Here is a 21,710-nt window from a genome sequence, read left to right on the forward strand (position 1 = left end):
ACCGGACCGAGCCATGAAAGCCAAGGCTGATGCGCCTTTCGTACCTCTTAACATCGCTGTACTGACCGTCAGCGACACCCGCACCCTGGAAACCGACACCTCCGGGCAGGTATTCGTTGACCGCCTGCTTGCGGCCGGCCATCGCCTGGCCGAACGGGTACTGCTCAAAGATGACCTCTACAAAATCCGTGCGCAAGTGGCGCACTGGATCGCCGAGGACGTGGTGCAAGTGGTGCTGATTACCGGTGGGACCGGCTTCACTGGCCGCGACAGCACCCCGGAAGCTGTCAGTTGCCTGCTGGACAAGCAAGTGGACGGGTTTGGCGAGCTGTTCCGGCAGATTTCGGTCGCCGATATCGGCACTTCCACTGTGCAGTCCCGCGCCTTGGCCGGCCTGGCCAATGGCACCCTGGTGTGTTGCCTGCCGGGTTCCACCAATGCAGTGCGTACCGGTTGGGATGGGATCCTTGCTGAGCAATTGGATGCCCGTCACCGCCCGTGCAATTTCGTGCCGCACCTCAAGCTGGCCGAACCGTGTGAATCCCGTGGGTAAGCCGGGTAAAACCGGTGCGTTGATGCCGGTAGAAGAAGCACTCGAGCGCCTGTTGAGCATGGCTGAGGCCGCACCAATCCGTGAGCAGGAACACCTGCCATTGGCCGAGTGCGACGGCCGCGTGTTGGCTGAGGCGCTGGTGTCCACCCTCGACCTGCCGCCCTGGCCCAACAGTGCCATGGATGGCTACGCCTTGCGCACGGCCGACTGGAAGGGTGAGCCGCTGGAGGTGAGCCAGCGCATTTTCGCCGGCCAGGCCCCCGAGCCTTTGGCGGCGGGAACCTGTGCGCGGATCTTCACCGGTGCCCCGGTACCTGAAGGCGCCGACTGCGTCGAAATGCAGGAAAATGCCGAGGTGCAATCCGATCAGCGCGTGAGCTTTACCCAGGCACTGCACGTAGGGCAAAACATTCGGCCCAAGGGTCAGGAAACCACGGTCGGCGAAGAAGTCCTGGCAGCCGGTACGCGGCTTGGCCCGATTGAGCTGGGCCTGGCGGCCTCGCTGGGGCGCGATCGCTTGGCGGTGGTGCGGCGCGTGCGTGTGGCAGTGCTGTCCACCGGCGACGAGTTGATCGAACCGGGCTTGCCCCTGGGGCCGGGGCAAATCTACAACAGCAACCGGCGGGTGTTGTGCAGTTGGTTGCAACGCCTGGGCTGCGAGGTGATCGACGCCGGTATCTTGCCCGATGACCTGGAATTGACCCGTAGCCGCCTGGGGGCACTGGGTTCGGTGGACCTGATCCTGTCCACCGGTGGTGTTTCGGTGGGGGAAGCCGACTTCCTCGGGATCGCACTACGCGAGGAGGGCGAGCTGGCCTTGTGGAAGCTGGCGATCAAGCCTGGCAAGCCCCTGACATTCGGCCACTTCCGTGGGGTGCCGGTGATCGGCCTGCCGGGGAATCCGGCGTCCACCCTGGTCACGTTCGCCCTGCTGGCACGGCCCTACCTGCTGCGCCGCCAAGGTGTCGAAGCGGTGCAGCCCCTGCGTTTCGAGGTCCCGGTGGGGTTCGTCTGGGCCAAGCCTGGCAACCGCCGCGAATACCTGCGCGGGCGCCTGGAGCACGGGCGGGCGGTGATTTACCAGAATCAAAGCTCCGGCGTATTGCGCAGTGCTGCTTGGGCCGAGGGATTGGTGGAAGTCCTGGAGGGAACCACCCTGGCCATCGGCGACCGGGTGAACTTCATTCCTCTGAGTGAACTGCTGGGCTGAAGAATTAATTTACAGCCCAATGGCTTTTTTCTGACTGCCGAAGGTCAACATCCCTCAGGTACCCTCCAACGATAGGAGCTTCACTCCATGAGCAAACCCAAGGCACTGCTGATTCTGCACGGCAAGCAAGCGCTCAACGAAGACGTGCGGGCGGCAGTGCAAGGCAAGCGCGAGCAGGGGTGGGAGTTGGCGGTGCGCGTCACCTGGGAGGGTGGCGATGCCCAACGCCTGGTGGGGGAGGCCCTGGAGGCCGGCTACACACGCCTGATTGCGGGCGGCGGCGATGGCACCTTGCGCGACGTGGCAGAGGCCATGGCCCGGGCGAAAACTGACGCCAGCCTGGTGCTGATGCCCCTGGGTACCGCCAATGACTTCGCCCGTGCAGCCGGTGTACCGCTGGAGCCGCGCCTGGCCCTGGAGCTGTTGGATACTGCGCCGCGGGCCATCGATCTGGGGGAGGTTGGCGGGCAGGTTTTCCTCAATATGGCCACCGGTGGTTTTGGCAGCCAGGTCACGGCCAATACCTCTGAGGACCTGAAAAAGGTGCTGGGCGGTGCTGCCTATCTGTTCACTGGCCTGTCGCGTTTCAGCGAGCTGCGGGCGGCCTATGGGGAGCTGGTGGGCCCGGACTTTCACTGGCGTGGCGAGTTGCTGGCCTTGGGCATTGGCAACGGTCGCCAGGCTGGGGGCGGGCATGAGCTGTGTCCAGGCGCCCTGGCCGATGATGGCCTGCTGGATATCAGCATCTTGCCCGCGCCCCAGGAAGTGGTCGGCACCCTGCGTAGCCTGATGACCGACGGCTGGGGCCTGGACAACATGTTTGTGCGGGCGCGCCTGCCGTGGGTGGAGATCAAGGTGGCCGAAGGGCTGGCGATCAACCTCGATGGCGAGCCGCTCAAGGGCGATGATTTGCGTTTTTGCGCGTTGCCCAAGGCTTTGCAGGTGCACTTGCCGGTGGATTCGCCGTTACTGGCTAATCGTCCAGGCTGATGATCTGCTCGCGCACCGCGAACAGCACCAGGCCGGCGACATCGAAAATCTGCAGGCGCTTCATGATTTGCGAGCGGTGAGCTTCCACGGTCTTGATGCTCAGGCCCAGGCCGTGGGCGATCTCCCGGGTCGACTTGCCGCGTACGATCAGGCGCAGGATTTCCAGTTGGCGTGCCGTCAGGTTGTGGCGTTGCGCCGGCGGTGCCGGGTGGGACTGGCTGTGGATCAGGGCCTGGCTGATCACCGTGTGGGCGATGGCCGGGCTCAGGTAGCGCTCGTTGTTGCGCAGCGCCAGCAACGCATGTTCCAGCTCATTGGCGGTGGTGTCCTTGAGCAGGTAGCCGTGGGCACCTGCCTCCAGGGCACGCATGATCAATTGCGGATCGGTGTGCATCGACAGGATCAGCACTTTGCTCTTGGGGTAGGCGTGCTTGAGCTGTTGCAATGCATCCAGGCCGCTGGTGTGCTTCATCGACAGGTCCAGCAGGACGATGTCGGGCTGCAGGGCGGTAAATTGTGCCAGCACTTGCGCGCCATCGGTGGCTTCCCCAATCACGGCATAGCCGGGGATATCCAGGATCAGTGCGCGTACGCCGGCGCGGATCAATGCGTGGTCATCTACCAGAAGTAAATTGCAGGTCACTCTAGAACCTTAGGGGGACTGGCCCGTTCGAGGGTGCGGGGCGCCCAGGGGAACAGCGCTTCGATCCGCGTGCCGAGGCCCGGTTGGCTCCTGACGGACAACCTACCGCCCAATTGATCAATGCGTTCGGACATGCCAGCCATGCCCCGTTGGCCTTCCAGGCCCGGGTCGGTGGCGGGCAGGAATCCCTGGCCGTCATCGCTGATATACAGGGATAGCCCCTGAGGCAAGCGTTGCAGGCGTACCAGCAGGTTGCGCGCCTGGGCATGACGCAACATGTTGGTCACGGCCTCCTGGGTGATACGAAAGGCCGCGACCGCCATCTCTTCCGGAATCCCGGTCAGGCGTTGCTGGCATTCCAGGCTCCAGTGCACCGGGGTGTTTTCCAGGGTCTTGAGCAGGTGCGCACGCAGGCTCGCTTCCAGGCCCAGGCTGGTCAGTTGCCGGGGGTTGAGAATGGCCGATACGTCGCGCACCTTGGCCAGGGTTTCGTTGAGGGTGTTGCACAGTACGTTGCATTGCTCCTGCAAGTCGGCCGGCAGGCGGCGCTGCAGCCAGTCACTTTGCAGTTTGGCGGCGGTCAGCAATTGGCCGATATCGTCGTGCAGTTCGCGGCTGAGGCGATGACGCTCGTTTTCCTGGACCTGCAGCAGGCGGTCGGCCAATTCCTGGGGTTGGAACTTGATGGACTTGCGCGAGCGCCAACGCTGCAGGCCCGCAGCGGCGAGGGCGGCGAGGTTGAGCACGAGCAAAAAGATCGGCAGCGGCGCTTCGTGGGCATACACCCAAAGGCTGACCAGCGTCGCGCACAGGCACAGGCCAAGCGTGACCCAACGGGTATTGCCCGGGGAGACGAACCTGGTGATAAGTGACTTGGGGCTGGCGTACATAGCAGATGGAGCCGATGGAGGTTCGCTGCGGGTAGACCGGTCATGACCGCCGACCGGGCTCTGTTTGGAAAACGATTGGGTTTGGTGTTGGTTCGAGGTGCTTCTCGGCTTTTATTACATCATCACGGTCAGCCACTTCGAACGTGCTAATGGTACCACCAACAATTACCGTTGGTCGCCTGGTGCAGTGCTTAGTTCAGCGGGTCTAGTTGTACTGTTAATCAAGTTTTGCATCGTTATTACCAATACTGGCTTATTGATAGTTGGCTGGCTAAATACCTGCCGGGGTATTAGTTGGGCGCGCGTCCGTGGCTTGGATTAACCGAGCGCCAGGTTCAGGAGGCGTGGGGCATGGAGTGGCGATAATGAGCGCCAGCATCCTTCTGTGGGATCTGCTGGGCAACGGTTTCAATCAACGTGGTTTGCTCAGCGTCATCCAGGCTGAGTTTGCCGGTCTTGATATCGATCAGTTCCAGTTGCCAGGCCAGCAGCGTCAGGCAGTCGTGCAGGGCGGCGAGTGCCGCATCGTGGAGTTGCATCGGGCTTTGGGCGTTGCAGATCAGGTCCTGGATATGCCGGGAAAAGTTGCCAATGGCGGGCAGTGCCATGGCGTCGGCCTTTTCGGCCAGTTTGACCAGGCTGTTTTTCATGCAGTCGATGGCATCGTTATCGTTGCGGATCAAATGCAGGTGAGTCAGGCATTCCTCCGACTTGGCCAGCAGCATTTCTGCCTCCAGGAGGAACTCGGGAAGTGCGTCTTGCCACTCTTTACCGTCGTTCATCATGAAAGTCTCCACAACATACGGTCAGATAATGAGACGCCCCACCGGGGCAACGGCTTCAAACTAGCGCCGAAATATGACCGAAGTCTGTAGTTCGTTTCTGAATTTTGAGTAGTACTTTTATTTGAATGATCAGCGTCGCGACTGCTGGTGCTGCTTGCAGTGGAAACAACCAGAGGCGTTCGCATTACTTCGATTGCCCAGGTGTTAATGCCTGGAAGGCCCTTGGGCCGTGGGCTTGCGATAGCAAACAAAAGCCTGACTCCATTCATGCAATGAGAATGGCGTCACATTAATGGCTATTGGATATCGCGAATATCAGGTTGGACCTGATTGCGACTAGGGGAATCCCTTACATGGCTGAACCTTGTGACCGTTTGAGGGTCCCGGCGCGTTGCCAGACCACCGGACAGTAAGGTGAAACCAGTAAAGCATGATGTCAGTGTGACATCAATGCATTTGCGTGGCATTTTAGCGAGGGTCAAGGTCTGGCGCGAGCTGCCGATAACCTTCTCCAGTAAGCAGCGATTCTTTTCAGCACACCCAGGAGTCTTCAATGGCTGGCATTCTCGACACGGTAGATCAACGCACGCAATTGGTGGGTGAGAATCGCCTGGAGATCCTCATGTTTCGCCTGGCCGGGCGCCAGTTGTTCGCGATCAACGTGTTCAAGGTGCAAGAAGTCCTGCAGTTGCCCAAGCTGACCCTGATGCCCCAGCGCCACCCGTTTGTGTGTGGCGTGGTCAACCTGCGCGGCCAGACCCTGCCGGTGATCGACCTGTCCCAGGCCATCGGCATGCGTCCGCTGGTACCGGGGCCCAACAGCACCATTATCGTTACCGAGTACAACCGTTCGGTACAGGCCTTCCTCGTGGGGGGGGTCGACCGCATCGTCAACATGACCTGGGAGTCGATCCTGCCGCCGCCGGCCAGCGCCGGCCGCCAGCACTACCTCACGGCCATCAGCAAGGTGGATGAGCAGTTGGTCGAAATCATCGACGTGGAAAAAGTCCTCGCCGAGATCGTGCCCTACAACGCCAAGGTCTCCCGGGAAAAACTCGAGGACCCGGTCCTCGAGCGTGCCCGTGGCCGCGAAGTGTTGCTGGTAGATGACTCCAATGTAGCCTTGTCGCAATTGCGCGACACCCTGGGGCAACTGGGGGTGAAGATGCATATCGCCAGTGACGGCCTCAAGGCCTTGAACATGCTCAAGGCCTGGGCGGACACCGGCGTGGTGATGACCGACAAGCTGTTGATGATCTTCACCGATGCCGAAATGCCCGAGATGGACGGCTACCGCCTGACCACCGAGATCCGCAACGACCCACGCCTGCGTGACCTCTATGTGGTGCTGCACACTTCGTTGTCCGGCAGCTTCAACGATTCGATGGTGAAAAAGGTCGGTTGCGACAACTTCCTTTCCAAATTCCAGCCCGACAAATTGGTGGACGTGGTGCGCCAGCGCCTGATGCTGGACGAAGTCCCGGCCTGATCCCCAGCCCCGTAGGAGCCGGCAAGCTGGCTCCTGCAATGCATAGGGATATTTTGATTCTGGCCGCGCGCTCGTATAGGGTGACGTTTTTGTTCACAGGAACCCAGGCTCATGCTTCGTCTCAGCGCGTTGTATCGGTACCCCTTGAAGTCGGGCAAGGCAGAGACCTTGACCCATATCGGCCTGGACAAACTCGGGCTGGACGGGGATCGACGCTGGATGTTGGTGGATGAAGCCAGCGGGCGTTTCCTGACCCAGCGGATGGTGGCGCAGATGAGTCAGCTGTCGGCACTCTGGAATGCCACCGGTGGCCTGACCTTGAGCGGTGCCGGCCGACCCACCCTGGACGTGGCGTTGCCCGGCGCTGACGCTGAGTTGCGCGGTGTCACCATTTGGCGCGACACCTTGCGGGTTCCCGATGCCGGCGATGAAGCTGCGCGCTGGGTCAGCGACTTTATCGGCAAGCCGACCCGGCTGGTGCAAGTGCCCCTGGAGCGTGCGCGTACCACGGCGGCCGGCTATGGCAAGGATGATGACCAGGTCGCGTTCGCTGACGGTTTCCCTTTGTTGCTGATCGGCCAGGCATCCCTCGACGACCTGTCGCAGCGCATCGGCCGGCCCATGGAAATGCTGCGCTTTCGCCCCAATTTGGTGATTGAAGGCAGCGAGGCGTTTGCCGAGGATGGCTGGAAGCGCCTGCGCATTGGTGATGTGGAGTTTCGGGTGGTCAAGTCCTGCTCCCGCTGCATCCTCACCACCATCGACCCGGCGACCGGTGAGCGCAACGCCGACCGCCAGCCGCTGGCGACCTTGGAAACCTACCGTAAAGAACCCGATGGCGTAATGTTCGGCCAGAACCTGGTCAATGACGGGGTTGGCCGCCTGGAAGTCGGCATGCCAGTGACGATCCTGGAGTAAAACAGGCTCCACAAAAAATGCCCGTCTCACAGAGACGGGCATTTTTTTGCGCGGGGTAAAGGCTTAGCCGCGGTATTCGCACAGGTAGGCAGTGTCCACGGCCACCTTGAGTTGGAACTTGCTGTCGGCAGGCACATGGAACTGGCTGCCCGCAGCGAAGGTTTCCCAGCTGTCGCTGCCTGGCAGCTTGACGGTCAGTGCGCCCGAGACCACGTGCATGATTTCACGCTGGGCCGTGCCGAACTCGTATTCACCCGGGGCCATGACGCCGATGGTCGCTGGACCTTCAGTGGTACCGAAGGCGATCGACTTGACGGTGCCGTCGAAGTACTCATTGACTTTGAACATGGGTGAATCCTCGGAAAAAGGGCTAGGAAAGGTCGGCCAGTATGCCTTCTACACGGGCAAAATCAACGGCAGCAAACGCGCCGTATTACGCGCATCCTCCAGGGCCCGATGTTGCTGGCCGTTGAACTGCATGCCCGCCAGTTGCAACGCGCCATTGAGCCCCAGGGGCTTGTCCAGGCGCCGGGCCTTGGCGAAGCGCTGCTTGAGGTTCACATGGGGCGTCTGGCCCAGCACGCTGGCCAAGCCATGGCGCTGCCACTCCAGTTCCAGTTGCTGGCGGTCGTAGTCGCCCCAACTGGCCCAGCCTTCCAGGCGCGGATGGTGCTGGCCCAGCCAGCGTTCGAACAGCGGCCAGACCTCGGTCAAAGGCGCCGCGCTGTCGATACTGGCCTGGCTGATGTGCGTCAACTGGCGGCAGAACGGCGTCAGCAACGGCCGGCGCAAAGGCCGCACAAAGCGCTGGAAGTGGTCCAGTTCGCGGCCCTGGCGGTTGACCAGGGTCACGCCGATTTCGATGATTTCCATCTCCGACACGGGCCAGCCGCCCTCATCCGTTGTGGCTTCAAGATCAATAATCAGCCAATGAGGCATCGCAGGTTCCCGTACTCATCCCTTTCTGATGGGGATAGAGCGTAGCCAAGCCTGGTAGTTCCGCCCAGGGCTATTCGATCTGCAGCAATACCTGGCGATTGCGTACTTGATCGCCTGCGCTGACTTGAATGGCCTTGACCACCCCGTCGATACCCGCCTTGAGCGGGTGCTCCATTTTCATCGCCTCGAGCACCAGCAGCAGTTGGCCCTTGCGCACCTCATCGCCTTCGCTCACCTGCACCAGGGTAATCGCGCCGTCCATTGGCGCCTTGACCGTGCCACTGCTGGCCGGCGCCTCACGACTGGCCACGGTTTGCGTCTGGTTGTTCACGCACAGGCTGCTACCGGCGTCTAACAGCCAGAGCTGGGTGCCTTGCAGGTGATAGGCAAGCCGGCGCCGAACACCGTTGATGACCAGGCTGGCCCAGCGCCCGTCACTGCCTTGCAGGTGTATAGCGATGTCGCCGATTTGCAGGTGATCGTCGGCCACCACCCGCGCGCTGACCTCATGACACTGCTCCCCAACGCTCAGGCGATAGGTCCAGGGCACGCTGGCATTGTTGCGCCAGCTCGCCAGAGCCGGGCGATGCAGTGCCGCGCTGTGTCGATAGAACAGGGCGGCGGCCACTGCCAGTTGTTCATCGCTGATGGGAGGGCGGGCAATATCACTGAAGTGTTCGGCGATAAACCCGGTACTGAAATCCGCCGCGACGAACTGCGGGTGCCCGAGCAAGTCCACCAATAACCGCTGGTTACTGGCAACTCCCAGCAGCACACAGTCCTGCACCGCGCGCAGGAGCTTGCGCCGCGCCTCTTCGCGGGTAGCGCCATGGGCGATGATTTTGCCCAGCATTGGGTCGTAGAACGGGCTGATCCGCTGCGGGGCTTGCAAGCCATGGTCGACCCGCACCCCGGCGGCCGGTTCCCAGCGCAGCACCTCGCCGGTCTGGGGCAAGAAGCCTTGGGCCGGGTCTTCGGCGTACAGGCGCACCTCCATGGCATGCCCGGTCAGTGTCACTTGCTCCTGGCGCAACGGCAGGGGCTGGCCGGCGGCGACTTGCAGTTGCCAATCCACCAGGTCCAGGCCGGTGATCAGTTCGGTGACCGGGTGTTCCACCTGCAGGCGGGTGTTCATTTCCAGGAAGTAGAAACGCCCGCTCTGGTCCAGCAGGAACTCCACGGTGCCGGCGCCGACATACGCCACCGCGCGCCCGGCCTTGAGCGCCGCTTCGCCCATGGCCTGGCGCAACTCGGCGGTCATGACCGGGCAGGGCGCTTCTTCGATGACCTTCTGATGGCGGCGCTGCACCGAGCAATCACGTTCGCCCAGGTAGATCAGGTTGCCGTGGGCATCGCCGAACAGTTGGATCTCCACATGGCGCGGCGCGATAAGTGCCTGCTCCAGGATCAGTTCGTCACTGCCAAAGGCGTTCAGCGCCTCGGAGCGTGCGGTATGCAAGTGTTCGAGCAGTTGCTCGGGCGCGTGCACCAGGCGCATGCCGCGCCCGCCACCGCCGGCACTGGCCTTGATCATCAGCGGGTAGCCGATGCGCTCGGCTTCGCGTTGCAGGGTAGCGTCGTCTTGTGCGCTGCCCTGATAGCCGGCAATGCACGGCACACCGGCGGCGAGCATGGCGATTTTCGACAGGCGCTTGCTGCCCATCAATTCGATGGCGTCGGCGCTGGGGCCGATAAATACCAGGCCGGCGGCGATGCAGGCCTTGGCGAACGCGGGGTTTTCCGAGAGAAAGCCGTAGCCGGGGTGGACCGCATCGGCACCGGTGAGGCGCGCGGCGTCGAGGATGGCCGGGATGTTCAGGTACGACTGCTGCACCGGGGCAGGGCCGATGTTCACCGCTTCGTCGGCCATTTGCACGTGCAAGGCGTTGGCGTCGGCTTCGCTATAGACGGCCACGGTGCGGTAGCCCAGGGCTTGGGCGGTGCGCTGGATACGGCAGGCGATTTCGCCACGGTTGGCGATCAGTATTTTATTGAAGCTGGGCATTGTGGGTCCCTGTCTGATTGGTTGCGCAGGTGTGGGCTTGTGTGGGAGCAGGCTTGCCTGCGATTGCATCACGTCGAGGTGCCCGCATCGCAGCATAGGTATCTACACAACTATCTTCTTGGTGTGTGTACATATCCGTTGCTGCGGTCACGGCCACTTAAGGTTCCGCCCTGACGGCGGGTCACTTTCGAAGAGCGCGAAAGTAACCAAAGCGCTCTTGCCCCACCACTCGGCACCTCGCCTAGGCTCGGTGTGCCCGTAATCCGACATTGATTTGGGGGGCCGCCGCGATGGGCCATCCATGGCCCAGCGCGGCTAAACCGGCGTCCTGCCGGTTTACCCCCCAAATCAATATCGGATTGCGGCCAGCGTGGTTTAACGGGGCGCCTAAGATCAAAATCACAAGCAAAGCGAGGCGGCCTTAGAGCCGGCCTGATCGTCTAAGCGTGCGCCTGCCCTTGTGGGAGCAGGCAAGCCAGCTCCTACAGGGAGTGGGGCGTTTTCAAGATCAAATTACCCACCTGGCCTTGCGCTTCTCGACAAACGCCCGCGTTCCTTCAATCCCTTCTTCCCCGGTCACTGCTTCGGCAAACCAATCGGCAGCCTGATCCAGCAGCAGTTCCAATGGCTGATCCAGGCTCTGGAGCAGCAACGCCTTGGTCCGGGCATTGGCGCGCGGGGCACAGCGCAACACCTGGCCCAACACCTCATCCAGGCGCTGCGCCAATCCCTGGGGATCATGCTCGACAAAATGCACCACCCCCAGGCGCTGCGCCTCGATCCCGTCAAACCGCGCCGCGGTCAACGCCAGGCGCCGGGCTTGGGTCAGGCCGATACGCCGCACTACAAACGGCGCGATCTGCGCCGGCAGCACACCCAGGCTGGTTTCCGGCAAGCCGAACTGTGCCTGGTGATCGGCAATCGCGATGTCGCTGACACACGCCAGGCCAAACCCACCGCCCAACACCGCGCCCTGCAGCACCACGATCACCACCTGCGGCAGCGCTTCGACTTCCTGCAGCAGCGCGCCAAACACCCGGTTCAAATCACGCAAGCCCTCGCGGCTGCCCGCGCGGCTCATGTCCTTCACATCGCCGCCCGCACAGAAGTGCCCGCCAGCGCCGCTGATCACCAATGCCCGCACGTGGTCGTCACGCGCCACATCTGCCAGCACCGTGCGCAGTTCGCTGACCATCTGCAAGCTCATGGCATTGCGGTTCTGTGGGCGATTGAGGGTGATGTGCAGCACGCCGTTGTGCGGTTCCAGCAGCAGGGTTTCGCAGGCGCTCACGACTTTTTCCCCGGCAGCGTGCCCATCAATTTGCAGATGATCCCCAGCATGATCTCGTCGGCGCCGCCGCCAATCGACACCAGGCGCACATCGCGATAGGCGCGGGCCACCGGGTTGTCCCACATAAAGCCCATGCCACCCCAGTATTGCAGGCAACTGTCGCTGACTTCGCGGCCCAGGCGCCCGGCCTTGAGCTTGGCCATCGAGGCCAGCCGCGTCACGTCCTGGCCCTTGATGTATTGCTCGGTGGCCTGGTAGACCAGCGCGCGCAGGCATTCGATCTCCGTGGCCAGTTCGGCCAGGCGGAAGTGGATCACCTGGTTGTCGATCAAGGCCTTGCCGAAGGTCTGGCGCTCCTTGCAGTAGGCGATGGTGCTGTCGATGCACGATTCCAGGCCCTTGATCATATTGGCCGCGCCAAACAGCCGTTCTTCCTGGAATTGCAGCATTTGCATCATGAACCCCGCACCTTCATGGCCGATGCGATTGCGCTGGGGCACGCGCACATCATCGAAAAACACCTGGGCGGTTTCCGAGCTATGCATGCCGAGTTTTTCCAGGGGCGGGCTGACGCTGATGCCGGGGGTGTTCATCGGCACCATGATCAGTGACTTGTTGATATGGGGCTTGCCGTCCGAGGTGTTGGCCAGCAGGCAGATAAAGTCGGCACTGGGGGAGTTGGTGATCCACATTTTGCTGCCGTTGATCACGTAGTCGTCGCCATCCTTGCGTGCGTGGGTTTTCAAGCCGGCCACGTCGGAGCCGGCGCCGGTTTCCGAGACGCCAATGCAGCCCACTTGTTCGCCGCTGATAGCTGGGCGCAGGAACTCCTCGCGCAGCTCATCGGAGCCAAAACGCGCCAGGGCCGGGGTACACATATCGGTCTGCACGCCGATGGACATCGGGATGCCGCCGCAGCGGATGGTGCCGAACTCTTCGGCGGCGACTATCGAGTAGCTGTAGTCCAGGCCCATGCCGCCGAACTTCTCCGGCTTGGAAATGCCCAGCAGGCCCAGGTCGCCGGCCTTGCGGAAAATTTCGTGGATGGGGAAGCGCCCGGCTTTTTCCCATGCGTCGACATGGGGGTTGATCTCGCGGTCGACAAAAGCCCGTACGGTACGACGCAGCTCTTCGTGTTCCTGGGTGAAGATCATTTTTATTGTTCTCCTGATCGTTAAAAGCGCGCGGCGCCGAAGCTGTTGGGTTGCAATTGGCGCACCTGAGCTTCTTGGCAGATATCCAGCAGGTAACCCAGCAAAGTGCGGGTGTGCCGTGGGTCAATCAGCCCGTCATCCCACAGGTTGGCGCTGCCATACAGGGCCGTGGACTGGCTATCGAGTTTCTGTGCGGTGACCTGTTCGAGCATGTCGAGCACCTTGGGGTCGGGCACCAGGCCGTCTTTCAATTGCTTGGCCTCGGTGACAATGCGCAGCACTTTGCCGGCCTGGGCGCCGCCCATCACGGCGGTGCGGCTGTTGGGCCAGGCGAAGATAAAGCGCGGGTCCAGGCCCCGGCCGCACATCGCATAGTTGCCGGCGCCATAGGAACCGCCGACCACCACAGTCAGCTTGGGCACGCGGGCATTGGCCACCGCCTGGATCATCTTCGCGCCGTGCTTGATCACCCCTTGTTGTTCGGATTCGGTACCGACCATAAAACCGGTGGTGTTGTGAAAGAACAGCAGCGGCGTCTGGCTCTGGTCGCACAACTGGATAAATTGCGCGGCCTTGCTCGCGCCCTTGGGGGTGATCGGGCCGTTGTTGCCGATAAACCCGCAGGCGCGGCCCTGGATCTGCAAGTGGCCGCAGACGGTGTGGGGATCGTACTCGCCCTTGAATTCGAGGAAGTTGGAGCCGTCGGCGATGCGCGCGATGATTTCCCGTGCGTCGTAGGGTTTTTTCGGGTCGTCGGGGATCAGCCCCAGCAGCTCGTCAATCGGGTACAGCGGCTCGGCGTAGGCCCGCGCCGGTGCAGGCGGCAACCGGTCGTCCCACGGCAACAGGCTGACAATCTCGCGCACGATGCGCACGCCATCGGCGTCATTTTCGGCAAGGTATTCGGCGGTGCCGGCGGTTTGCGCATGCATCTGGGCGCCGCCCAGTTCTTCATCGGTCGCCACTTCGCCGGTGGCGGCCTTGAGCAGCGGTGGGCCGGCCAGAAACAGCTTGGCCTTGCCGCGCACCACCACCACGTAATCCGAAAGTCCCGGTTGATAGGCACCGCCAGCGGTGGCCGAGCCGTGGACTACGGTGATCTGTGGCAGGCCCATGGCCGACATCCGCGCCTGGTTGGCAAAGCTGCGTGCGCCTTCGACGAAAATCTCTGCTGCGTAATTCAGGTTGGCGCCGCCGCTTTCGGCCAGGGTCACCACCGGCAGTTTGTTCTCCATGGCGATCTGTTGCAGGCGCAGGGATTTTTTCAAGCCCGACGGCGAGATCGTCCCGCCCTTGATCGCACTGTTATTGGCCACCACCAGCATGCGCACGCCGCTGACGTAACCGATACCGGCAATCAAGCCGCCACCGGCCGCGCTGCCGTCCTTGTCATCGTGCAATTTGTAGCCGGCCAGGCTTGCCAGTTCGAGGAAGGGCGCACCGGGGTCAAGCAACAGGTTCAGGCGTTCGCGGGGCAGCAGTTGGCCGCGCTTGTCGAACTTGCCCTTGGCCTCGGTGGCCTTGTCCAACAGGTTCTGTTCCAGTTGGCGCAGGTGGTTGATGGCCGTGAGCATGGCCTCGCGGTTCTGCGCGAACTGCGGGCTGTGGGCGTCGAGTTGGGAGTCGATGATCGGCATGGTTTATTGGCCCTCCTTGAGTACATCCGGCAGGTAGGCGCGGTGAAAACCATTGAAGGACGGGCTCGGCGCCTGCGCCTTGTGCAGCGGCCAGGCGCGGCTGCCCAGGCTGGCGGCGCCGTCGATGCGCAGGGTGCTGCCGCTGACGAACGCGGCGGCGGGGCTGAGCAGGAACACAATCGCCGCGCTGACTTCCGATTCAGTGCCGATGCGCTTGAGCGGCACATGCTCGCGCAGGGTCGGGATCACCGCCTTGAACGCGCCTTCGTAGGTGTCCATGCCACTGGAGGCGATCCAGCCTGGCGCCACAGCATTGACCCGCACCCCGGCGTAGCCCCACTCGAACGCGGCGGTCTTGGTGAAGTTGTCCATCCCCGAGCGCGCCGCGCCGGAGTGGCCCATGCCGGGCATGCCGCCCCACATATCGGCCAGCATGTTGACGATGGCGCCGCCGTGCTTGCTCATGGATTGGTTGAACACCTCACGCGCCACCAGGAAACCGCCCACCAGGTTGGTGCGCAGTACGGTTTCAAAACCTTTTTGATTGATCGACGCCAGGGGTGACGGGTATTGGCCGCCAGCATTGTTCACCAGACCGTGGATCGGGCCGTGCGTCTCGATAATCTGGCTGACCAGCGCCTTGACCGCTTCTTCATCGCGAATATCGCAGGCCTGCCAGCTGGCGCGGCCGCCGTCATCGCTGATTTCCTGGGCGACACCTTGCAGTTTTTCCGGCTTGCGCCCCACCAGCACCACATGGGCGCCGAGGGCTGCCAGTTCATGGGCGGTGCAGCGGCCGATGCCACTGCCGCCGCCGGTGACGATAATGGTCTGCCCCTGGAACAGGTCGGCTTTGAAGATCGAGTCGAAGGCCACGGCGAGAGTCCCTTAGTTGAGTTGATCAGCGAGGTGGCGGGGCACGGCAATCGGTATTTCCAGCAACTGCTGGGCGAAGGCCTTGCCCTGGGGGTCGATGCGCAGGCTGGCGATACCGCCGCCGCCCAGGGCATTCTCCAGGAGGAAGTTAAGGCTGTGGCTGCCGGGCAGATACCAGCGCTCTACGCGCCCGTGCAGTGGGTCGAGGACGTGGCTCATCCAGTCGACGATCACCTCGGGCGTCAACGCTTCGGCGATCCACGGCAAGTAGTCGGGCCGGCGCGCGATCACGCCGATATTGCTGTGATTGCCCTTGTCACCGGAGCGCGCCACGGCCAGTTTGACCAGCGGCACGCTGGCATCGGCGCGGCCTTCGGGCCGGGGCGGGTCGAGGGGGGCGTGGGGTGTGCCTAAGGCGGCCGTGGCCGGCAGTTCGCAGGGGTAGGACTGCCCTTGGAAGTCGACGCTCAGGCTGCAGGCGCGCTTATCAATCAGGAATGAAAACAGGCGGATCAGCGGATACACGGTGGGCCGGCCACCGACAATGCCAGTCAGCCCCGGCGCCATACCGGTGGCGGCCTGGGCGATTTCCCGGGCGAACAGCACCAGTGCCTGTTTGCTTGGGTGACGCACCGCCAGCTTGAGCACCACCTCGCGGCAGTCCTCGCGCCGGGCGTGGGTGCCGTAGGTGGCTTCGCTGCCGAGCAATTCAATATTGACCTCGGTGTAGGGCGCCCAGCCGCGCTGGCTGAACAGCTCGGCAGTCTTGTTGATGATCGCCTGGCTGACCCGTTCGGCCTTGGCCCGCGCATCGATGCCGGCCAGCAGGCAACTGGCGGTGCAGCGAAAACCGTCGGGGTAGGTGGCACTGACTTTGTACTGGTCGGTCGGTGCCTGCCCTTTGGCGCCGTGCAGGCGCACGCGGTTTTCGCCTTGCTGCTGCAGCGTGACCTGGCTGAAGTCGCAAATCACATCCGGCAGCAGATAGGCCCGTGGGTTGCCGATTTCGTACAGCAGTTGTTCGGCGACGCTCAGTTCGCTGATCAGGCCGCCTGTGCCCGGTGCTTTGCTCACGGTGAATTGGCCGTCGGCGCTGACTTCGACAATCGGGAAGCCGATGTGCTCGTAGTCCGGTACCTCGCGCCAATCGGTGAAATTGCCGCCGGTGCACTGCGCGCCACATTCGATGATATGCCCGGCCAGTGCGGCCTGGGCCAGGCGGTCGTAGTCCTGCCACGACCAGTTGAACTCATGCACCAGGGCCGCGCTGACCACTGCGCTGTCCACCACGCGCCCGGTGATGACGATATCGGCGCCCAGTTGCAGGGCCTGGACGATGCCCGGTGCGCCGAGGTAGGCATTGGTGGACACGCACATCGCCGGTAAAGGCGCGCCGCTGAACATGTCGCTGACGCCCTGCAGTTGCTTGAACTGTGGTTGCAGGTCATCGCCCAGCACCACGGCGATTTTCAATGGCACCCGGGCCTGGTCGCAGGCAGCCTGCAATGCCGCGGCGCAGGCCTGGGGGTGGATGCCGCCGGCGTTGCTGATCACGCGGATGCCCTGGCGCTGGATATCGCCGAGCAAGGGCGCCAGCACTTCGACGAAATCAATGGCGTAGCCGGCCTGGGGATCTTTCATTCGCGCGCCGGCCAGAATCGACATGGTGACTTCCGCCAGGTAGTCGAACACCAGGTAATCCAGCGCGCCGCCTTGCACCAACTGCGCGGCGGCGGTGCAGGTGTCGCCCCAGAATGCACTGGCGCAGCCGATACGAACGGTCTTGTCCATGGGAAGTCCTTCTCTGGAAAATCGCTGGGTCGAGACTACCAAGCAAGCGCTTGGTTTGTAAACTCTGGTCATAACTTTTGCCCAAGCGCTTGCTTGGGTGGCTGTCACGGCCTAAATTGCCGGCCATGACGCAATCAAAGTAGTTGAGGAGAGCAGCATGGATGAGCAAAAAGCCCTGGAGGTGATGCGCACCATGGTGGACGGCGGGCAACTGACCGACCCCGACAGCGCCCGGGGCAAGCTGCTGCAGACCGCGGCTCACTTGTTTCGCAACAAGGGCTTTGAACGCACCACCGTGCGTGACCTGGCCAGTGCCGTGGGGATTCAGTCCGGCAGCATCTTTCACCACTTCAAGAGCAAGGACGAAATCCTGCGGGCGGTGATGGAAGAAACCATCCACTACAACACCGCGATGATGCGTGCCTCCCTGGCCGAGGCGAGCAACGTGCGCGAGCGGGTGTTGGCCCTGATTCGCTGCGAGTTGCAGTCGATCATGGGCGGCAGCGGCGAAGCCATGGCGGTGCTGGTGTATGAATGGCGCTCGCTGTCGGCAGAAGGCCAGGCCCAAGTGCTGGCGCTGCGGGATGTGTATGAGGAGATCTGGCTGCAGGTGCTGGGCGAGGCCAAGCAGGCCGGTTATATCAAGGGCGATGTGTTTATCACCCGGCGTTTCCTGACCGGGGCGTTGTCCTGGACCACGACGTGGTTCCGCGCCCAGGGCAGCATGACCCTCGAGCAATTGGCCGATGAAGCGTTGCTGCTGGTACTCAAGGCCGATTAGGCGTGGCGCACAGGCCATTTATTGTCGGGTAGAAAGTTGTCTCCCCAGACAAAAACGCCTAGCTTAGCGAGATCCAGATTTTGAACGGTGCACGCCTGATGTTTTCGCCATTGCAGCTGGCTGCAGGACTTACAGTATTGGCAATGGGCACCTTGTGGCAGGCGCAGGTTTCGGCGGCCCAATTGGTCCGGATCGGTGCCGCGCATTTTCCACCGTACACCGTGCGCCCGGAGCAGGGCGCCGACACCGGTTTGCTACCGCAACTGCTGGAGGCGCTGAACCGTACGCAGACCGAGTACCAGTTCGTGCTGGTACCAACCTCCATCCCCCGACGTTTTCGCGATTTCGAGCAGGGCCGGATCGACATGGCCATTTTCGAGAACCCGCAATGGGGCTGGCAGGATATTCCCCATACCAGCGTCGACATGGGCCTGGAGGACGCCGAGATTTTCGTCGCCCAGCGCCAGCCCGGTCGCGACCAGGCATATTTCGCCGACCTCAAGGGCAAGCGCCTGGCGGTGTTCAGCGGTTATCACTACGCCTTTGCCAACTTCAACCCCGACCCCAAGTACATGGCTGCGCAGTTCAACGCCACGTTGACCTATTCCCATGACAGTAACTTGCTGATGGTGACGCGTGGCCGGGCCGATATCGCCCTGGTGACGCGCTCCTACCTCAGTGACTTCATGGTGCGCAATGCGGACACGGCCGGGCAGTTCCTGGTGTCGGAGCGCATCGATCAGGTCTACCACCACTACGCGTTGCTGCGGCCCAAGGCTGCGATCAGTGGCCCGGCGTTTGCCGCATTGCTCAAGGGCCTGCGCGACAGCGGCGAGCTGTTGAAGATCTTCGAGCCGTACCGCATTGAGGTGCTGGCGGTGCCCGACGCGCGGTGATCCGGGAACTGCCGGCTTAAATTTTTGTGGCTGGTTCACGTCACTTCGACTAACTGTCGACGATTATCGTGAGCGCCCTCTATGCCCAATCCCCAAGACTTGTCAGTCCTGCCACTCCCGGCAGGGCCCGCCCTTAACGCAGACGAAAGTGACGGGCGCCTGACCCTGACCGTCGCCGGCCAGCCCCTGGTGCACCTGCGCCTGGAGCGTGGCGAAGCATTGCACCTGCACTTGCAAAACCCAGGCGAGGTGCCGTCAGTGCAGGCTTTGTGGGCAGCAGCTTATTGGCTGTTTGCCCGCGAGCCCGAGCGCCAGCAGTTGGCCTGGCATCTTGAGCACGCCCCGGACGAGGCCCTGCGCAGCGGTCTGCTGCTGGCCACGCAGGTGGCGGGGCAATTTCGTTGCGAACGCACCCTGTTCTGGCAATTGCCGCAGCCGTGGCTGGGCCAGGAGTCGAGTGGCGTTTACCCGCAGCAAATGGTCATCAGCACTGGCAAGCGCCATCCCCTGCGTGCGCCCAAGCCGTGCGGCGAAGTCTATCGACGTTTCGATGCGCGCCTGGGCGCCTGGATCTCACTGCGCACGCTGGAGATCGATGTGGACCTGGCGCGCTTCAATCGCTGGCAGAACAGCGCGCGGGTCGCCAACTTCTGGCAGGAAAGCGGCAGCCTGGAGCAGCATCGTGACTATCTGCACAAGCTTGCAGCCGACCCGCATACCTTGACGTTGATCGGCTGTATCGACGATGAGCCCTTTGCCTATTTCGAGGCGTATTGGGCCAAGGAGGATCGCATCGCGCCGTTCTATGAGGTGGACGACTACGATCGCGGTATCCATATGCTGGTGGGGGAGGAGCATCACCGTGGGCCGCACAAGGTCGCCAGTTGGCTGTCGGCGTTGGTGCACTACTTGTTCCTCGACGACCCGCGCACCCAGCGGGTGGTGGCGGAGCCGCGGGCTGACAACGCGAGGATGATCGGCCATATGCACAACCAGTGTTTCCACTGCGAGAAGGAATTCGATTTCCCCCACAAGCGTGCGGCGCTGATGATCCTGGGGCGGGAGCGGTTTTTTGAGCGGTGTGGGTTGGTCTGAGGGCTACAGGGCAACGAATATCAAATGTTGTGGGAACGGGCGTGCCCGCTCCCACACAAGCTCACCCGTGATTGCAATTGAGTGGTGCTCAGACACGTCGGGCAAAGGTATCGCTATGGGTCCCCGAAACCTTGCGGCAGTGCACCAGTGCATCGCGGATCATGAAGTTGACCAGGGTCGGCGACACGCCCAGTTCCTTGGCAATGTCCTTTTGCGGCACGCCATGCAGGCGGTACATCTCGAAGGCGTAGCGCGTGCGCTGGGGCAGTTCGGTCAGGGCGTCGGCGATGTTTTCCAGGGTGGAAAAATTGATGTGCGAGGTTTCCGGTGAAGCGCCATGAATAACCACATTCAAGCCTTCCTCTTCCGTCCCGGAGTACTTCAGTTCCAGGGCCTGTTTACGGTAGTGGTCGATAGCCAGGTTGCGCACGATCTGGAACAGGTAGCTCAGTTGCGCCTTGAACGATGAGGTGATCTGCGGTGCCGATTGCAGTCTGAAGTAGGCGTCCTGCACCACGTCTTCGGCGCGGGAACGGCAGCCGGTAATGCGCGCCGCGATCTTGACCAGGATCAGTCGATTATCGACAAACGCCTGGAGTAACGGTGAATCGCACCTGCTTGTGGATACTTGTTCCGTCATGGAAATCACCTTGCTGCAATAAGGTTAGTGGAGGGCATCCCTGCTGAGGCCTCCTACACATCGGGCAACAAATTATTCTTAATGATAATGATTGTCAAATGAGAAGTGGAACTAATCTTATACCGAAATGCAAACTGTGAGGTGCATCTCTTTGTGCGCGGGCCCTGGCCTGGCGACTAATTATTTTGCCGTGCCATCCGTTCTCATTGGTGACAGGCCAGCCAACACGCCGGCCATGGATTTGCACCCGGAGGAGGACGACATGCGTTTGTATCGCGAGAACCCAGCGTTCCAGGCAGGGGTGGTCTGAGATGAGCACGTCGACCCGCTTGCGCCTGTTTTGCCTGCCCTATTCGGGCGCCAGCGCCATGTTCTACAGCCGCTGGCGTCGGGCGTTACCCGAGTGGTTGCAGGTGCGCCCACTGGAGCTACCGGGGCGTGGCATGCGCATGGACGAACCCTTGCAGCGCGATATCAAGGTGCTCGCCGCGCAATTGGCTGGCGAGATCAGTGCCGAACTCGACGGCCCCTACGCCTTGTTTGGCCACAGCCTCGGTGGCTTGCTGGCGTTCGAGCTGGCCCATGCCCTGCGTGAACGCGGGCTGCCTGCGCCCCTGGCGCTGTTTGCCTCGGCCACCGCCGGCCCGGCGCGGCGCGACGTCAGCGAGTACGCCGTGGAAAAAGACGACACCCAGTTGATCGACCGCCTGCGCACGCTCAAGGGCACTCCCGAAGACGCTCTGGCCAACCGTGAATTGATGCAGTTGGCGCTGCCGATCCTGCGCGCCGACTTCCTCTTGTGCGGCAGCTTCCACTACGGCGAGCGCGAGCCGCTGTCGATGCCGATCCATGTGTTCGGCGGCAAGCAGGACGACGTGCGCGCCGACGAGTTGCTCGACTGGCAGGAAGACACCGCCAGCGGTTTCTCCCTGGACATGTTCGAGGGGCATCACTTCTACCTGGTGCAGCAGCAAAGCTCGCTGTTGCGCTGCGTGCGGCGCTATGCCGACGAACATTTGACCCGCTGGCGCCATGGCGCTGCCCGGCGGGCGGCCCTGGCGACCGGCTGAACCCGCCGCCGCGCGCCCACGCCCTCTATCCCCGATTTCCCCGTAAGCCGATTTCAG

The 21,710-nt window shown here is 62.4% G+C and carries 20 protein-coding genes and 1 pseudogene; 9 read left to right on the plus strand and 12 right to left on the minus strand.

Annotated features, from left to right (window positions below; genetic code table 11):
• Window positions 1-13 precede the first annotated feature (13 nt).
• From moaB to yegS, 3 genes and pseudogenes are all read left to right on the plus strand, one after another.
• Window positions 14-553 (plus strand): molybdenum cofactor biosynthesis protein B, encoded by a 540-nt coding sequence (gene moaB, locus C5F71_RS22820; RefSeq protein ID WP_029298095.1) that lies wholly within the window; start codon window positions 14-16, stop codon window positions 551-553.
• A complete protein-coding gene (glp, locus tag C5F71_RS22825) occupies window positions 537-1,763 on the plus strand; it encodes a gephyrin-like molybdotransferase Glp (protein ID WP_104912000.1) in 1,227 nt (408 codons plus the stop codon). The genes moaB and glp overlap by 17 nt, the downstream gene beginning before the upstream one ends.
• 87 nt (window positions 1,764-1,850) lie before the next feature.
• A pseudogene (gene yegS / locus C5F71_RS22830) lies at window positions 1,851-2,775 on the plus strand (lipid kinase YegS); the annotation flags it as partial.
• On the opposite strand, the gene C5F71_RS22835 reads toward yegS, so the two are convergent.
• From C5F71_RS22835 to C5F71_RS22845, 3 genes are all read right to left on the minus strand, one after another.
• Complete coding sequence (locus C5F71_RS22835) at window positions 2,737-3,396, minus strand: response regulator transcription factor (RefSeq protein WP_104912001.1); 660 nt, start codon at window positions 3,394-3,396, stop codon at window positions 2,737-2,739. The pseudogene yegS and the gene C5F71_RS22835 sit on opposite strands and share 39 nt — an antisense overlap.
• Window positions 3,393-4,286, minus strand: a complete 894-nt coding sequence (locus C5F71_RS22840; protein ID WP_029298101.1) for a sensor histidine kinase — start codon at window positions 4,284-4,286, stop codon at window positions 3,393-3,395. Before C5F71_RS22840 ends, C5F71_RS22835 begins: the two co-directional genes overlap by 4 nt.
• A gap of 335 nt (window positions 4,287-4,621) precedes the next feature.
• On the minus strand, window positions 4,622-5,071 hold the full coding sequence (locus C5F71_RS22845) for a hypothetical protein (RefSeq protein WP_104912002.1): 450 nt from the start codon (window positions 5,069-5,071) through the stop codon (window positions 4,622-4,624).
• Window positions 5,072-5,624: 553 nt separating this feature from the next.
• Here C5F71_RS22845 and C5F71_RS22850 point away from each other — a divergent pair.
• Both C5F71_RS22850 and C5F71_RS22855 read left to right on the plus strand, forming a co-directional pair.
• Window positions 5,625-6,560, plus strand: coding sequence for a chemotaxis protein CheV (locus C5F71_RS22850; RefSeq protein WP_029298105.1), 936 nt, complete (start codon window positions 5,625-5,627; stop codon window positions 6,558-6,560).
• A gap of 111 nt (window positions 6,561-6,671) precedes the next feature.
• Window positions 6,672-7,478: an MOSC domain-containing protein gene (locus C5F71_RS22855; protein ID WP_104912003.1), complete on the plus strand. Its 807-nt coding sequence runs from the start codon at window positions 6,672-6,674 to the stop codon at window positions 7,476-7,478.
• Between the two features lie 63 nt (window positions 7,479-7,541).
• Here the strand turns inward: C5F71_RS22855 and C5F71_RS22860 are convergent, their stop codons facing one another.
• The 8 genes from C5F71_RS22860 to C5F71_RS22895 all read right to left on the minus strand — a co-directional run bounded on the left by C5F71_RS22860 (window position 7,542) and on the right by C5F71_RS22895 (window position 17,171).
• Complete coding sequence (locus C5F71_RS22860; protein ID WP_029298108.1) at window positions 7,542-7,826, minus strand: pyrimidine/purine nucleoside phosphorylase; 285 nt, start codon at window positions 7,824-7,826, stop codon at window positions 7,542-7,544.
• 48 nt (window positions 7,827-7,874) lie between these two features.
• A complete protein-coding gene (locus tag C5F71_RS22865; RefSeq protein ID WP_029298111.1) occupies window positions 7,875-8,417 on the minus strand; it encodes an exonuclease domain-containing protein in 543 nt (180 codons plus the stop codon).
• A gap of 70 nt (window positions 8,418-8,487) precedes the next feature.
• Window positions 8,488-10,422, minus strand: a complete 1,935-nt coding sequence (locus C5F71_RS22870) for an acetyl/propionyl/methylcrotonyl-CoA carboxylase subunit alpha (RefSeq protein WP_104912004.1) — start codon at window positions 10,420-10,422, stop codon at window positions 8,488-8,490.
• A gap of 508 nt (window positions 10,423-10,930) precedes the next feature.
• Window positions 10,931-11,713, minus strand: coding sequence for an enoyl-CoA hydratase/isomerase family protein (locus C5F71_RS22875; protein WP_029298114.1), 783 nt, complete (start codon window positions 11,711-11,713; stop codon window positions 10,931-10,933).
• Window positions 11,710-12,867: a citronellyl-CoA dehydrogenase gene (atuD, locus tag C5F71_RS22880; protein ID WP_070995952.1), complete on the minus strand. Its 1,158-nt coding sequence runs from the start codon at window positions 12,865-12,867 to the stop codon at window positions 11,710-11,712. Before atuD ends, C5F71_RS22875 begins: the two co-directional genes overlap by 4 nt.
• Before the next feature lie 20 nt (window positions 12,868-12,887).
• Window positions 12,888-14,504, minus strand: a complete 1,617-nt coding sequence (gene atuC / locus C5F71_RS22885; RefSeq protein ID WP_104912005.1) for a geranyl-CoA carboxylase subunit beta — start codon at window positions 14,502-14,504, stop codon at window positions 12,888-12,890.
• A 3-nt stretch (window positions 14,505-14,507) separates the two neighbouring features.
• Entirely contained in the window at window positions 14,508-15,380 is an 873-nt protein-coding gene (locus C5F71_RS22890) for an SDR family oxidoreductase (protein ID WP_104912006.1), read from the minus strand.
• Between the two features lie 12 nt (window positions 15,381-15,392).
• Window positions 15,393-17,171: an acyclic terpene utilization AtuA family protein gene (locus C5F71_RS22895; protein WP_104912007.1), complete on the minus strand. Its 1,779-nt coding sequence runs from the start codon at window positions 17,169-17,171 to the stop codon at window positions 15,393-15,395.
• A gap of 157 nt (window positions 17,172-17,328) precedes the next feature.
• On the opposite strand from C5F71_RS22895, the gene C5F71_RS22900 reads away from it, so the two are divergent.
• The 3 genes from C5F71_RS22900 (at window position 17,329) to C5F71_RS22910 (ending at window position 19,943) form a co-directional block, all read left to right on the plus strand.
• Complete coding sequence (locus C5F71_RS22900; RefSeq protein WP_070995948.1) at window positions 17,329-17,952, plus strand: TetR/AcrR family transcriptional regulator; 624 nt, start codon at window positions 17,329-17,331, stop codon at window positions 17,950-17,952.
• A gap of 98 nt (window positions 17,953-18,050) precedes the next feature.
• Complete coding sequence (locus C5F71_RS22905; RefSeq protein ID WP_092235307.1) at window positions 18,051-18,848, plus strand: ABC transporter substrate-binding protein; 798 nt, start codon at window positions 18,051-18,053, stop codon at window positions 18,846-18,848.
• An 81-nt stretch (window positions 18,849-18,929) separates the two neighbouring features.
• On the plus strand, window positions 18,930-19,943 hold the full coding sequence (locus C5F71_RS22910) for a GNAT family N-acetyltransferase (protein WP_104912008.1): 1,014 nt from the start codon (window positions 18,930-18,932) through the stop codon (window positions 19,941-19,943).
• A gap of 88 nt (window positions 19,944-20,031) precedes the next feature.
• Here C5F71_RS22910 and C5F71_RS22915 read toward each other — a convergent pair whose 3' ends face one another.
• The gene (locus tag C5F71_RS22915) at window positions 20,032-20,583 is read right to left on the minus strand and encodes an RNA polymerase factor sigma-70 (RefSeq protein WP_029298131.1); all 552 of its coding nucleotides are present in this window, start codon (window positions 20,581-20,583) and stop codon (window positions 20,032-20,034) included.
• 311 nt (window positions 20,584-20,894) lie between these two features.
• Here C5F71_RS22915 and C5F71_RS22925 point away from each other — a divergent pair, with 311 nt between their 5' ends.
• Entirely contained in the window at window positions 20,895-21,653 is a 759-nt protein-coding gene (locus C5F71_RS22925) for a thioesterase II family protein (RefSeq protein ID WP_104912009.1), read from the plus strand.
• The last annotated feature ends 57 nt before the right edge of the window (window positions 21,654-21,710 follow it).

The sequence above is a fragment of the Pseudomonas sp. LG1D9 genome (genome assembly GCF_002949995.1).
In the GTDB taxonomy this organism is placed as follows: Bacteria; Pseudomonadota; Gammaproteobacteria; order Pseudomonadales; family Pseudomonadaceae; genus Aquipseudomonas; species Aquipseudomonas proteolytica.

Bases quoted from the DNA above. Each gene is read 5' to 3' on its own strand.
- C5F71_RS22845 (WP_104912002.1), bottom strand. From the start codon at position 5,071: ATGATGAACGACGGTAAAGAGTGGCAAGACGCACTTCCCGAGTTCCTC.
- C5F71_RS22865 (WP_029298111.1), bottom strand. From the start codon at position 8,417: ATGCCTCATTGGCTGATTATTGATCTTGAAGCCACAACGGATGAGGGC.
- atuD (WP_070995952.1), bottom strand. From the start codon at position 12,867: ATGATCTTCACCCAGGAACACGAAGAGCTGCGTCGTACCGTACGGGCT.
- C5F71_RS22855 (WP_104912003.1), top strand. From the start codon at position 6,672: ATGCTTCGTCTCAGCGCGTTGTATCGGTACCCCTTGAAGTCGGGCAAG.
- C5F71_RS22860 (WP_029298108.1), bottom strand. From the start codon at position 7,826: ATGTTCAAAGTCAATGAGTACTTCGACGGCACCGTCAAGTCGATCGCC.
- C5F71_RS22910 (WP_104912008.1), top strand. From the start codon at position 18,930: ATGCCCAATCCCCAAGACTTGTCAGTCCTGCCACTCCCGGCAGGGCCC.
- C5F71_RS22850 (WP_029298105.1), top strand. From the start codon at position 5,625: ATGGCTGGCATTCTCGACACGGTAGATCAACGCACGCAATTGGTGGGT.
- C5F71_RS22925 (WP_104912009.1), top strand. From the start codon at position 20,895: ATGAGCACGTCGACCCGCTTGCGCCTGTTTTGCCTGCCCTATTCGGGC.
- moaB (WP_029298095.1), top strand. From the start codon at position 14: ATGAAAGCCAAGGCTGATGCGCCTTTCGTACCTCTTAACATCGCTGTA.
- C5F71_RS22905 (WP_092235307.1), top strand. From the start codon at position 18,051: ATGTTTTCGCCATTGCAGCTGGCTGCAGGACTTACAGTATTGGCAATG.
- C5F71_RS22840 (WP_029298101.1), bottom strand. From the start codon at position 4,286: ATGTACGCCAGCCCCAAGTCACTTATCACCAGGTTCGTCTCCCCGGGC.
- C5F71_RS22870 (WP_104912004.1), bottom strand. From the start codon at position 10,422: ATGCCCAGCTTCAATAAAATACTGATCGCCAACCGTGGCGAAATCGCC.
- atuC (WP_104912005.1), bottom strand. From the start codon at position 14,504: ATGCCGATCATCGACTCCCAACTCGACGCCCACAGCCCGCAGTTCGCG.
- C5F71_RS22895 (WP_104912007.1), bottom strand. From the start codon at position 17,171: ATGGACAAGACCGTTCGTATCGGCTGCGCCAGTGCATTCTGGGGCGAC.
- C5F71_RS22900 (WP_070995948.1), top strand. From the start codon at position 17,329: ATGGATGAGCAAAAAGCCCTGGAGGTGATGCGCACCATGGTGGACGGC.
- C5F71_RS22915 (WP_029298131.1), bottom strand. From the start codon at position 20,583: ATGACGGAACAAGTATCCACAAGCAGGTGCGATTCACCGTTACTCCAG.